This is a genomic window from Methylobacterium sp. NPDC097929, assembly GCF_049543375.1.
Classification (GTDB): domain Bacteria; phylum Pseudomonadota; class Alphaproteobacteria; order Rhizobiales; family Beijerinckiaceae; genus Methylobacterium.
The window spans coordinates 175972-188069 of sequence record NZ_JBMVEP010000003.1 but is presented as its reverse complement, the minus strand read 5'-3'; the positions used below and the strand labels follow the sequence as shown (position 1 = coordinate 188069).

At 67.5% G+C, this 12098-nt stretch carries 14 protein-coding genes; 5 read left to right on the top strand and 9 right to left on the bottom strand.

Features of this window, described 5'->3' with window-relative positions:
• Window positions 1-19 precede the first annotated feature (19 nt).
• From ACPCJR_RS11025 to xoxJ, 5 genes are all read left to right on the top strand, one after another.
• Complete coding sequence (locus tag ACPCJR_RS11025; RefSeq protein WP_391512262.1) at window positions 20-754, top strand: ABC transporter permease; 735 nt, start codon at window positions 20-22, stop codon at window positions 752-754.
• A complete protein-coding gene (locus ACPCJR_RS11020; RefSeq protein ID WP_391512263.1) occupies window positions 735-1508 on the top strand; it encodes an ABC transporter ATP-binding protein in 774 nt (257 codons plus the stop codon). Before ACPCJR_RS11025 ends, ACPCJR_RS11020 begins: the two co-directional genes overlap by 20 nt.
• A 689-nt stretch (window positions 1509-2197) precedes the next feature.
• Window positions 2198-4003 carry a lanthanide-dependent methanol dehydrogenase XoxF1 gene (xoxF1, locus tag ACPCJR_RS11015; RefSeq protein WP_391512264.1) on the top strand — a complete coding sequence of 602 codons (1806 nt, stop codon included), beginning with the start codon at window positions 2198-2200 and terminating at the stop codon, window positions 4001-4003.
• Window positions 4004-4193: 190 nt separating this feature from the next.
• Complete coding sequence (xoxG, locus tag ACPCJR_RS11010) at window positions 4194-4745, top strand: methanol metabolism c-type cytochrome XoxG (RefSeq protein ID WP_391512265.1); 552 nt, start codon at window positions 4194-4196, stop codon at window positions 4743-4745.
• Window positions 4745-5605 (top strand): rare earth element methanol dehydrogenase accessory protein XoxJ, encoded by an 861-nt coding sequence (gene xoxJ, locus ACPCJR_RS11005; RefSeq protein WP_391512266.1) that lies wholly within the window; start codon window positions 4745-4747, stop codon window positions 5603-5605. The genes xoxG and xoxJ overlap by 1 nt, the downstream gene beginning before the upstream one ends.
• Before the next feature lie 30 nt (window positions 5606-5635).
• On the opposite strand, the gene folK is transcribed toward xoxJ, so the two are convergent.
• The 9 genes from folK to pqqA form a co-directional block, all read right to left on the bottom strand.
• On the bottom strand, window positions 5636-6112 hold the full coding sequence (folK, locus tag ACPCJR_RS11000; RefSeq protein ID WP_391512267.1) for a 2-amino-4-hydroxy-6-hydroxymethyldihydropteridine diphosphokinase: 477 nt from the start codon (window positions 6110-6112) through the stop codon (window positions 5636-5638).
• Window positions 6109-6489, bottom strand: coding sequence for a dihydroneopterin aldolase (gene folB, locus ACPCJR_RS10995; protein WP_391512268.1), 381 nt, complete (start codon window positions 6487-6489; stop codon window positions 6109-6111). Before folB ends, folK begins: the two co-directional genes overlap by 4 nt.
• Entirely contained in the window at window positions 6482-7336 is an 855-nt protein-coding gene (folP, locus tag ACPCJR_RS10990; RefSeq protein ID WP_391512269.1) for a dihydropteroate synthase, read from the bottom strand. The genes folB and folP overlap by 8 nt, the downstream gene beginning before the upstream one ends.
• Before the next feature lie 107 nt (window positions 7337-7443).
• Complete coding sequence (locus ACPCJR_RS10985; RefSeq protein WP_110353740.1) at window positions 7444-7809, bottom strand: hypothetical protein; 366 nt, start codon at window positions 7807-7809, stop codon at window positions 7444-7446.
• Window positions 7790-8563, bottom strand: coding sequence for a hypothetical protein (locus tag ACPCJR_RS10980; protein WP_391512270.1), 774 nt, complete (start codon window positions 8561-8563; stop codon window positions 7790-7792). Before ACPCJR_RS10980 ends, ACPCJR_RS10985 begins: the two co-directional genes overlap by 20 nt.
• Window positions 8560-9714: a pyrroloquinoline quinone biosynthesis protein PqqE gene (gene pqqE / locus ACPCJR_RS10975; RefSeq protein WP_391512271.1), complete on the bottom strand. Its 1155-nt coding sequence runs from the start codon at window positions 9712-9714 to the stop codon at window positions 8560-8562. Before pqqE ends, ACPCJR_RS10980 begins: the two co-directional genes overlap by 4 nt.
• A complete protein-coding gene (pqqC, locus tag ACPCJR_RS10970) occupies window positions 9711-10799 on the bottom strand; it encodes a pyrroloquinoline-quinone synthase PqqC (protein WP_391512272.1) in 1089 nt (362 codons plus the stop codon). Before pqqC ends, pqqE begins: the two co-directional genes overlap by 4 nt.
• Window positions 10800-10976: 177 nt before the next feature.
• The gene (gene pqqB, locus ACPCJR_RS10965; protein WP_391512273.1) at window positions 10977-11876 is read right to left on the bottom strand and encodes a pyrroloquinoline quinone biosynthesis protein PqqB; all 900 of its coding nucleotides are present in this window, start codon (window positions 11874-11876) and stop codon (window positions 10977-10979) included.
• A gap of 48 nt (window positions 11877-11924) precedes the next feature.
• Complete coding sequence (gene pqqA / locus ACPCJR_RS10960; protein ID WP_012317526.1) at window positions 11925-12014, bottom strand: pyrroloquinoline quinone precursor peptide PqqA; 90 nt, start codon at window positions 12012-12014, stop codon at window positions 11925-11927.
• Window positions 12015-12098 lie beyond the last annotated feature (84 nt).

The following is a 12098-nucleotide window of genomic DNA, read 5'->3' as shown; positions in this document are numbered from 1 at the left end:
GCGGCGGTCTGACGCGCGCATGGCCCTGCTCGCGCGTCTCCTCTCGCTCGTCGTCCTGCTCGCCCTGTGGCAGGCGGTGTCCGTCTACGCGGATGTGCGCACACTGCCGCCGCCGAGTGCGGTGCTCGCCTTCATCCTGCGCGAGGCGGAGAGCGGCAGCCTGCTCTTCAATGTCGGCGTGACGCTCGCGCGGGTGGCGGTCTCCTTCGTGATCGCCATGAGCCTCGGCGTCCTGCTCGGCATCGCGCTCGGCCGCTCGCGCCTCGCCGACCGGCTGCTCGACACGCCGCTCCTCGTCGTCCTCAACACGCCCGCCCTCGTCATCACGGTGCTGGCCTATGTCTGGCTCGGGCTCACCGAGACCGCGGCCATCATCGCCGTGGCCTTGAACAAGCTGCCCAACGTCGCCGTCATCATGCGCGAGGGGGCCCGCGGTCTCGATCCCGGCTTGGAGGAGATGGCGCAGACCTATCGCTTCGACCGGCGCACCTGGATCGCGCACGTGCTGCTGCCGCAGCTCCAGCCCTTCATGGTGGCGGCGGCGCGCTCCGGCATCTCGCTGGCCTGGAAGATCGTGCTCGTGGTGGAACTGCTCGGGCGGCCCAACGGCGTGGGCTTTGCCATCAACTACTACTTCACCCTCTTCGACGTCACGGCGGTGATCGGCTACAGCCTCGTCTTCATGAGCGTGATGCTCACCCTCGACGCCTTCGTCCTCCAGCCCCTCGACGCGCATGTCCGCCGCTGGCGCTGAGCCCGCAACCGGCGCCGAGGCCGCCGCCGCGCCGCTGCTCACGGTGCGCGTGGACCGCAAGGTCTACCGCCGGGTGCGCACGGAGGCCGTGGAGGCGGTGCGCGGCCTCGCCTTCTCCCTCCAGCGCCGAGAGATCACCTGCCTGATCGGCCCCTCGGGAGCCGGCAAGACCACGACCCTGCGCATCCTGCTCGGCCTCGACCGCGACTTCGAGGGGGCGGTGACGCCGGACCCGGGCGAGGCCGGCGTCGCGATGGTGTTTCAGGACCCGCGGCTGCTGCCCTGGCGCACCATCGAACAGAACGTGCGCCTCGGCCTGCCCCGCGCGGACCGGGCGCGCGATCTCGACGCGCTGTTCGAATCCCTCGGGCTGACGCCCTGGCGCACGCGCTATCCCGGCGCACTCTCGCTCGGCATGCAGCGCCGGGTGGCACTCGCCCGGGCGCTGGCGCTGGGTCCGCGCATCCTCGTGCTCGACGAGCCCTTCGTCTCCCTGGACGACGCCGCCGCGGCCTCCCTGCGCGCCCTGGTCGTCGGCGCGGTGGAGCGCTCAGGCACCAGCGTGCTGATGGTCACGCACAACGTGGCCGAGGCCATCGAGATCGCCGACCGACTTCTGCTGGTCTCGCCCCGTCCCGCGCACCTGCTGGCGGAGATCCCCCTCGACCGGGCGCGGAGCGAGCGGGACCGCGCCTGGACCGAGGCGACGCGCCACGATCTGGCGGGCCGGTTTCCCGACATCGTCGCACGATAGAATCGCGCCCGATCCGGCTCGCTTCGCAGCGCGATCCTGCCCGAAGGCGGGCTCCGGCAATTTCCTGCCGATCCTCGGTTCTCTCAGCCGCTTCTTAAGGACGATTCGGTCGGGTGATTGCAAAAAATTCCCGGTTTTCCTCACGTCGTTTCGGGCCGGCGGCGCGCGGCCAAGCATGAATGGGAGAGCCGAGCTTCTTCGCGGCGCAGCAAGCGTCGTTGAGGCCAGTCTTAGATTTAGCCGCCGAGCAGTTGCCTACGGCGCATGAAGCGGGAGCGTTGAGGCAAAACGCATGCGGCCAGCGCATTCGGTCGCGTCGCTGTGATCAAGTTGTTCACCAAGCACAGCCCCATGCTGTGCGCTGCATATCTCTTTGTGCGTTGCAGCAAGACGGTCATAGCCGACAAATTTGCTGCAAAAAGACAGTCGGACTGCGACATTCCACCCGCGAATGCGAGTTGACGGCGCCCAAAATTTTCTTAGAGTTCGTTCAAGCTTCGGTTCGAGGGGGCCGCTCGGGGATGCGGAACCAGCCGCGTAAGCTGCCGAAAGAACGGGATTTTCTCGGATCCAAGGCAAGCCGTCGCGAGCTGCCGAAGCGAATATCATCCCTGTCGCAAACAGCAGGTCAATCAACGGTGGGTGGCGGGCTGCCATCCGGCCGCGGGTAAGATCTGTCGGAGGAATCCATGAGAGCGGTACATCTCCTCGCCCTCGGTGCGGGTCTCGCTGCTGCGAGCCCGGCCCTGGCCAACGAAAGCGTCATGAAGGGCATCGCCAACCCGGCGGAGCAGGTGCTTCAGACGGTCGACTACGCCAACACCCGCTATTCCAAGCTCGACCAGATCAACGCCAACAACGTCAAGAACCTCCAGGTCGCCTGGACCTTCTCGACCGGCGTGCTGCGCGGCCACGAGGGCTCCCCGCTCGTCGTCGGCAATATCATGTACGTCCACACCCCCTTCCCGAACATCGTCTACGCGCTCGATCTCGATCAGGGCGCCAAGATCGTCTGGAAGTACGAGCCCAAGCAGGATCCGTCCGTGATCCCGGTGATGTGCTGCGACACGGTCAACCGTGGCCTGGCCTATGCCGACGGCGCGATCCTCCTGCACCAGGCCGACACCACGCTCGTCTCGCTCGATGCCAAGTCCGGCAAGGTGAACTGGTCGGTCAAGAATGGCGACCCGTCCAAGGGTGAGACCAACACCGCCACCGTTCTCCCGGTGAAGGACAAGGTCATCGTCGGCATCTCCGGCGGCGAGTTCGGCGTGAACTGCCACGTCACCGCCTACGACCTGAAGTCGGGCAAGAAGGTGTGGCGCGGCCACTCCCAGGGCCCCGACGCCGACATGATCATGGACCCGGAGAAGACGACCCACCTCGGCAAGCCGGTGGGCAAGGACTCCTCGCTGAAGACCTGGGAAGGCGATCAGTGGAAGACCGGCGGCGGCTGCACCTGGGGCTGGTTCTCCTACGATCCCAAGCTCGACCTCTTCTACTACGGCTCGGGCAACCCCTCGACCTGGAACCCCAAGCAGCGTCCGGGCGACAACAAGTGGTCCATGACGATCTGGGCGCGTAACCCGGACACCGGCACGGCCAAGTGGGTCTACCAGATGACCCCGCACGACGAGTGGGACTACGACGGCATCAACGAGATGATCCTCACGGATCAGAAGTTCGACGGCAAGGACCGCCCGCTCCTGACGCACTTCGACCGTAACGGCTTCGGCTACACGCTCGATCGCGCCACCGGCGAGCTGCTCGTCGCCGAGAAGTTCGATCCGGTCGTGAACTGGGCCACCAAGGTCGACATGGACAAGGGTTCCAAGACCTACGGCCGTCCGCTGGTCGTGTCGAAGTACTCGACCGAACAGAACGGCGAGGACGTGAACTCGAAGGGCATCTGCCCGGCGGCTCTGGGCACCAAGGACCAGCAGCCGGCGGCCTTCTCGCCCAAGACCAACCTGTTCTACGTGCCCACCAACCACGTCTGCATGGACTACGAGCCCTTCAAGGTGACCTACACCCCGGGCCAGCCCTATGTCGGCGCGACCCTGTCGATGTACCCGGCCCCCGGCTCGCACGGCGGCATGGGCAACTTCATCGCCTGGGACGGTATCGCGGGTAAGATCAAGTGGTCGAACCCCGAGCAGTTCTCGGCCTGGGGCGGCGCGCTGGCGACGGCCGGTGACGTGGTCTTCTACGGCACGCTCGAAGGCTACCTGAAGGCCGTCGACTCGAAGTCGGGTAAGGAACTGTACAAGTTCAAGACCCCGTCGGGCATCATCGGCAACGTGATGACCTACGAGCACAAGGGCAAGCAGTACGTGGGCGTCCTGTCGGGCGTCGGCGGCTGGGCGGGCATCGGCCTTGCGGCCGGCTTGACCGACCCGAATGCCGGCCTCGGCGCGGTGGGCGGCTACGCGGCTCTGTCGAGCTACACCAATCTCGGTGGCCAGCTGACCGTGTTCGCTCTGCCGAACAACTAAGTCGCACAGGGAACCTGAGCGAAAAGATGCCGGCGCGGTTTCCGCGCCGGCATTTTTATGATTTTATGATTATGCTGCCCGCGCTCTGGCAATCGCACGATCAATGTTGCGGTGCAGCAAGATGGTCTCGGGAGAAACGTCTTTGTCTTCGATCAAAAGAAACGCTCTTCTTGGTCTCGTCGGTGTAACCTTGCTCGGTGCGGTGCCCACCGCGACCGCCGTCTTCGCACAGGACGCGAAGCCCGACCTCGCCAATAAGCTCGATCCCAACGCCAAGGAGATCGACGAGCCGGTGCTCAAGGCTGCCGCGGCCGTGAAGGAAGAGGACGGCAAGTACCTCGACAAGGACGGTCATCCGACCTTCCACATCACGAATGACGGCAAGAAGGTCGATTGGTACACCTATTCCGGGTACCGTCGCTATCACGCCGAGTGCCACGTCTGCCACGGCCCGGACGGCATGGGCTCGACCTACGCCCCGGTCCTCAAGGACTCGCTGAAGCGCCTCTCCTACGAGGAGTTCTACGGCATCCTGGCCGGCGGCCGCCAGAACCACACGGCGGGCAACGAGAGCGTCATGCCGGCCTTCGGCGACAACAAGAACGTCATGTGCTACGCCAACGACCTCTACGTGTACCTGCGCGCCCGCGCGTCCGGTGCCTGGGGCCGCGCGCGTCCGGGCGAGAAGGAAGAGAAGCCCGAGGCCGCCAAGAAGGACGAGAAGGAGTGCCTGGGCGGCTGATGACCCGCACCAGTTCCTTCGTCCCGACTTCGGCGGTCGCCGCGCTCCTGCTGATGTCAGCAGGGGCGCGGCCCGCCTCGGCGCAGCAACTGCCCGACCTCGTGACGCCGGACGTGCTGCGCGTCTGCAGCGATCCGGCCAATATGCCGTTCTCCGAGCGCAAGAGCGACGGCTTCGAGAACAAGATCGCCCAGATCGTCGCCGACGAACTGAAGGTCAAGCTCCGCTATTACTGGCTGACCCAGGGGCCGGGCTTCGTCCGCAACACCCTCGGCACCGGCCTGTGCGACCTGATCATCGGCACCTCGGGCGGCGACATCGTTCAGCCGAGCAATCCGTATTACCGCTCGGCCTACGTGCTGGTGGCCCGCAAGGGCGAACTGCCCGACATCAAGAGCCTCGACGACCCGCGCCTGAAGGACAAGGACATCGGCTTCATCGCCGGAACGCCGCCCTCCAACCGGCTGACCGAACTGAAGTTCTCGGGCGAGCGCCTGCACGCCTACGCGCCCTACGCCTTCGGGCCTGAGCGCAAGCATCAGACGGTCGCGGCGGGTGTGATGGCGGATCTCGCCGAGAAGAAGATCGACGTGGCGCTTCTCTGGGGACCGGCGGCGGGCTGGCTCGCCCGGCAGAGCGGCGTGCCCATGGATGTGGTGCCGCTCCTCAATGAGCCCGGCCGGCCGGCGCTCACCTTCCGCGTCTCGATGGGCGTGCGGCACAACGAGAACGACTGGAAGCGCAGCCTCAACACCGTCCTGCGCAAGCGCAAGGCGGATATCGAGCAGGTGCTGCGGGACTACGACGTGCCGCTGCTCGCCGAGGAAGAGAACAAGCTTCTGGAAGCGACGCCGGAATGAGGAAGGCCCGGACCCGTCCGGGCCTTTTTTCTACGCGACGCGCTCGATCCCGGTCGCGTCGAGCTTTGCCAGAGCCTCCGCCACGCTCTCGCCGCCGATCACGAGGTCGGGGGCGATCTCCGCCAGCGGCACCAGCACGAAGGCCCGCTCGCGCACGAAGCGGTGGGGCAGCACCAGGCGCTCGTCGGAGACCTGCGCGCCCTCGTAGGCCAGCACGTCGATATCGATGACGCGCGGCCCCCAGCGCCGCTCGCGCACTCGGCCCAGCGCCGCCTCGATCGACAGGCAGGTCTCCAGCAGCGCGTGCGGGCTCAGCTCGGTCTCGACGGCAACCGCGGCGTTGAGAAACCAGTCCTGGTCCGTGTCGCCCCAGGGCGGCGTGCGGTAATCGGCCGAGCGCGCCGTGACCCGCAGGCCCGGAGTCGCCGCGAGGCGCTCGACGGCCTCGGCCAGCATCGCGGCCTTGTCGCCGATGTTGCTGCCGAGCCCGAGATAGGCGCGCGTCATGGCCGCTGCTCCGGGTTGCGCCCCCGCACGATCTCGATGGCCGCGTAGTCGAGCACGGCCGGGATCGGCGCGCTCGGCTTGTCGATCCGCACGCTGAGCGTCTCGATGCGGGGGAACCGCGCGAGGCAGGCCTGCGCGATCGCCTCGGCCAGGGCCTCGATCAGCGCGAAACGGCGGTTGGTGGCGATGTCGAGGGCGATCTCGGCCAGATCGGCGTAGCTCACGGTCGCCGCCACGTCGTCGCTGCGGCCAGCCTCCGAGAGGTCGAGCCGGCAATCGAGCGAGATATAGAAGCGCTGGCCGAGCCGCTCCTCCTCCGGCAGCACGCCGTGGCGGGCGAAGACCGCGAGGCGGTGGACGAGGATGCGGTCAGCCATGGATGCTCCCGGGACGCATCACCGCGTCGAGCACGCGCAGGGCCTCGACATGCGGCGCCACGTCGTGGACGCGCACGATGTCGGCGCCGAGCGATCCGGCCAGCACATGCGCCGCGAGCGAGCCGACCAGGCGATCGCTGGGCGCGGTCTCGCGGTCGTGCAGACGCCCGAGCAGGCTTTTCCGCGAGACGCCGACGAGGAGGGGGAAGCCCAGCGCGCGGATCTCAGGAAGGCGGCGCAGGGCCTCCAGATGCTGCTCCCAGCTCTTGCCGAAGCCGATGCCGGGATCGAGCACGATGTCGCCGTCCGGGATGCCGGCGCGGCGGGCGATGGTCAGCGAGCGCTCGAAGAAGCGCAGCATGTCCGCGACGATGTCCAGCGACCCGTCGATCGTCTCGCGGTTGTGCATGACGATGACCGGGGCGCCGTGATCGGCCGCCACCCGGGCGATGTCGGGCTCGCGCTGCAGGCCCCAGACGTCGTTGACGATGCGCGCGCCCGCCTTCAGTGCGGCGGCGGCGGTCGAGGCCTTGTAGGTGTCGATGGAGATCGGGACGGCGAGGCCCGGCGCCACGGCCTCGATCACGGGAAGGACACGCGCCTGCTCTTCCTCGGCCGGGACCGGGCTGTGACCGGGCCGGGTCGACTCGCCGCCGATATCGAGGATGTGCGCGCCCGCTTGCGTCAGCGCCGCGGCCTGCTCCTGCGCCTCGGCCACGCCCTGGAAGCGACCGCCGTCCGAGAACGAATCCGGCGTCACGTTGAGGATGCCCATCACCAGCGTGCGCCGGCCGAGTTTGGGCAGGAGAGCCTGCAGACGGGTGGTCGGGGGAGGGGAGGGCGGCATCGGGTGTCGTCGCTCGTCGAGGCCGGGCCGATCGGCCCGCCCCCGCCTAGCCCCTCGCCTGTGGTTTTGCCAGATCCATTCGGCCCTGGCCGCCGTCGCGGAAAACCTCAGGATGCGCCGCGATAGCAGCGGATCTCCGCCTCGGCCTGGGCGCGGCGCAAGTCGGCCACCCGATCGTCGAACATCTTGGTCGACTTGAACGCCGTGGTGCGCTGGCCGATGCCTTGGCGCATCGAGAGGATGGTGCTCGCCTGCACGTACTTGTCGTAAGGAAGGATCGAAGCGAGCGCGTCGAGGGAGCAGGAGCACTTCTCCAGCGCCTCGCGGGTCTGGCCATTGGCCGCCATGCAGCCGAACACGTAATCGGCGCGCGCATCCGTCGGATAGTCGTTCTCCTCGGCGCGCGCGGGCGCAGCGATCACCGCCGCGGCCACGAGGGCGGCGAGAAGCGCCTCAGGAATCCTTCTGGTCATAGTCCAGTCTCTCTTCGAGAAGTTCGCCGCCGTCCGGCTTCAGGGCACGGGCCTCGATCGAGACGATCTCGCCCGGCACCTCCGGCGAGGTGACGAAGGTGTAGGTGAGGGCCTCGAAACCGCGCATCCGCTCGGTCTGCGCGTCGCCCTCGAAGGGCTTCATCTCGACCCGCCAGCCCTCGACCTTGCGGCCCTTGAAATCGACCTGGACCGGCGTGACCGTCGATTTCTCGCGCAGACCCTTGCGGATCGCGTTCTTGATGTAGCGCGGGTTGGCCTCGAGCAGGCTCGCCAAGCCCTTCAGGTGGTTCTCCAGAAACAGGCTCAGGACCGGGTTGCCCGGCATGTCCTGGAAAGGACCGGCCGGCACGCGGTAGCCGCCCGAGAACATCTGCACGCGGATGTCGCGGCTCTCGGCGCTCTTGCCCGGTTCGACGGTCAGCTTGATCGCGTCGTTGAGCGGCGGGCCGTAGGGCCCCTTCACGATGCCGCTGCGGCGCAGGTAATCGTAGGTCAGGGTGCTGCCGGGCGTCGTGTTCTTCATCTGCGGCTGCTCGAACAGCAGGTCGCCGGCACTCGGCGCCGCAGCCGCCTTGGCGGTGTCTTGGGTGGTGCCTTGGGCAGTGCCTTGGGCGGCATCCTTGGCGGCCGGAGCGGGCCCGCTGTCCGACGCCGCCCAGGCGAGGGGGAGGGGCGCGAGAAACGTGGTCGAGAGAGCCGCCGCAAGGGCGACCGCCAGCGTCATCCGTCTCAAAGGGGTGCCTTTTCGTTCAGCGGGTTTTGCACATTCGTCCCGATGCTGCGGTATATATAGTCAGGCGGTGTCTCGGCAGCCTCTTCCTTGGCAAGATCCCGCATTTTCCCGTGCAGCGGCGAAAGGGAGCAGGCCGGGTCGGTGTTGGCGGCATCCCCCGTCAGAGCGAGCGCCTGACAGCGGCAGCCGCCCCAATCCTTCTCGCGCCGGTCGCAGGAGCGGCAGGGCTCCTTCATCCAGGACGTGCCGCGATAGGCGGCGAAGGCCGGTGACTGGGTCCAGATGTCGCCCAGGGAGTGGTCGCCGACATACCAGAATTCGAGGCCCGGAATCGTTTCGGCGGCGTGGCAGGGCAGGACCTTGCCCTGGGGCGTCACGTTCATGAGCTTGCGGCCCCAGCCGCCCGCGCAGGCCTTGGGGTACTTGGCGTAGTAGTCCGGCACTACGAGGTCGATGACGAGTTGACCCTTGAGGCGCTCGCGGGCGGCCTCGACGATGCGGATCGACTCGTCCACCTGCCGCTTGTCCGGCATCAGCGAGGCGCGGTTCACGTAGGCCCAGCCGTAATACTGGGTGTGGGCCACCTCGAGCCGCTTGGCCCCGAGTTTGACCGCGAGATCGATGAAGCCCGGCACCTCGTGGATGTTGCCGCGGTGGATCACCGAATTCAGCGTCAGCGGCAGACCGAGTGCGGTGACGCGCGCCGCGAACTGCATTTTTTGGGGTTGGGCGTTCTTCAGGCCGCCGATCTTCTCGGCGTTCGCCGCATCGACCCCCTGCACCGAGAGCTGCACGTGATCGAGCCCGGCATCGTAGAGCGCGTCGAGCTTGGCCAGCGCCCCGCCGACACCGGAGGTGATTAGGTTCGAGTAGAGGCCGAGTTCGGCGCATTTGGCCGTGATCTCGACGATGTCGTTACGGGCGGTCGGCTCGCCGCCCGAGAGGTGGACGTGCAGCACGCCGAGCCCCGCCGCCTCCGTCAGCACCCGCAGCCACGTCGCCGTGTCGAGCTCGGCCGAGCGCCGGTCGAGCTCCAGCGGGTTCGAGCAGTAGGGACAGCGCAGCGGGCAGCGGTGGGTCAGCTCGGCGAGCAGACCCACGGGCGCCGGAATCACCTCCGCGGGGGAGGGGGCGGGGGTCGGTGCATTCATCGCTCCAGAACCCTTTTTTGCGCGAGGTCGGCCAGCATCACGAGGATGTCGGCCTCGATGACGGCCGGATCGGCGTCGTAGGTCTGACCCAGCGTGCGGGCGATCTGCGAGACCGAGGCTTGGCCGTCGACGAGCTTGAGGACCGCGACGGCGTTGTCGTCGAGGTCGAAGGTGCGCTCGGGCGCGAGCAGCACGTGCTTGGAGCGCACCTCATCGTAACGCAGGCGCACGCCGCGGGGCAGGCGCGGCACGTCGCCACCCGAGAAGGCGGCCGGCGCACCGGTCGGTGCCGCGGCAGGGCTTGCCTCGGGAACGAGGCCCTCGCCCGGCTGCCACGCATCCGGAGGGATCATGCCCGGCGCCACGTAGGCGAAGTACAGCGCGTCGAGTTGCGTCCAGAGCACGTTGCACTTGAAGGTCAGCGCAGCCATGGCGGCGCGCTGCATCTCCGGCGTGGTGGCGTGGCGCTTGACGTAGTCGAGGGCGAAGTCGGCGTCGCGCGGGGCCTGGGTGAGGCGTTTGTCGAAATAGGCGAGCGTCTCCTTGGTGATGAAGTCGTAGTTCTTCAGCATCCCGGCGACGCGCTCCGAGATGATGGTCGGCGAGAACATTTCGGTCAGCGAGGAGGCGATGGCCTCGAGCAGGCTGCGCTCGGAGACGAAGTGCACGTAGGCATCGACCGAGAACCGCGTCGCCGAGAGGATGCCGTTGGTCGAGAGGACGTAGTCGCGCGCGAAGCCAACGCCTTCCGCCAGCTTCAGCCAGCGCTCGATGCCGCCGTCGCCCTCGTGGTCGCCGTCGTGATCGACGATGCGCTGGCGCCAGATCCGGCGCAGCTGCGCGTCCGGCAGGCGGGCCAGCAGTGCGGCGTCCTTCACCGGGATCATCGCCTGGTAATAGTAGCGGTTGAGCGCCCAGGCCCGGACCTGATCCTTGTTCAGCTTGCCGTCGTGCAGCAGGCGGTGGAACGGGTGCAGGTTGTGGTAGCGGCGGGCGCCGATGTCGCGCAGGGCCGCCTCCAGTTCCTCGTGGCTCAGCAGGCGCTGCTCGGCTTCTCCGACGGGGGGCGGGAATTGGGCGGTCATGGCGTTCGGTTTCCCCGACTTTGGTCGCGTTTCCTGGAGCTTTTTCGAGATGGGGTGCGGCCCGCGTGACGGACAGTACGCCCACCGCACGATTGTATCGTGCAAAAGATATTGGGTCCGGCATTAAATTGCCAGGCCGGGTGTCGGCGCCGCGGCGTATCCTGGGCTCCGACCCGCTCAGAGGTCGAGGGTCAGGCCGTCATGGGCGACCGTCCAGCCGCGGGCCTCGACGCCCGCGCGCTCGGGCGAATCCTCGACCAGGACCGGGTTGGTGTTGTTGATGTGGACGAAGACCCGCCGGCCGATCTCGACGCTCTCGAAGGAGGCGATCGAACCCGTCTCGCCGTTCATCTGGATATGGCCCATGCGCCAGCCGGTCTTGGTGCCGACGCCCGCGCGGATCATGTCGTCGTCCTCCAGCACCGTGCCGTCGAACAGGAGCGCATCGACGCCCGCGACGCGGGCCTTCAGATCCTCGGTCACCCGGGCGCAGCCGGGAATGTAGGCGAGGCGTTTGCCCCCCGCCTCGATCATCGTGCCGACGGTGGTCTCGGTCTCCGCACCGATCTCCATGGAGGCGTCCTCCAGCCAGAGCGGCACCTTGCCGGGTACCGCGAACAGCGTGATGGAGAGGCCGGGCACCGGCTCGAAGGTCTCGTCGAGGGCGATGGTCCGCCGCTTCACCACGTCGGCGGCCATCACGTCGAAGACGCGGTTGTCCGAGACGGAGGTCAGGATGCCGGGCGTGGCGTAGAGCGTGAAGGGCTGGCCCTCGCGCAGCGTCAGCAGGCCCGCAACGTGATCGACGTCACCGTTCGTCAGCAGCACCGCGTGGATCGGCGAGTGGCGCAGGCCCTCGCGCGGATGCATCTGCGGATTGGCCTGGATCTGCTGGCGGATGTCGGGCGAGGCGTTCAGCAAGAGCCAGCGTTCCCCGTCGGGGGAGACCGCGAGGCTCGACTGCGTGCGCGGCTTGACCCTAGCGTCGCCGGCCCAGGCCAGCGAACAGATGGAGCAGCGGCAGTTCCATTGCGGAACGCCGCCGCCCGCGGCCGAACCGAGGATCACGACATGCATGGTGAGAACCCGCTGATGTCTGCGCCCTGCGGCCCGGCTCGAAACACCTTAGTTGAAGGTGTCGATCTCGGCCGACTCGTAGCTCGTGACTTCCATGCCGACGCAGATCTCGGAAACGATGGGGGCAGCCCACTTCATGGTGTCTCTCCTCGACTTTATGGAACGCCGGAAGCCCACGATCCACTTCCTTAAGAAGATCGTAAGATGCTGACGGCGCACTCG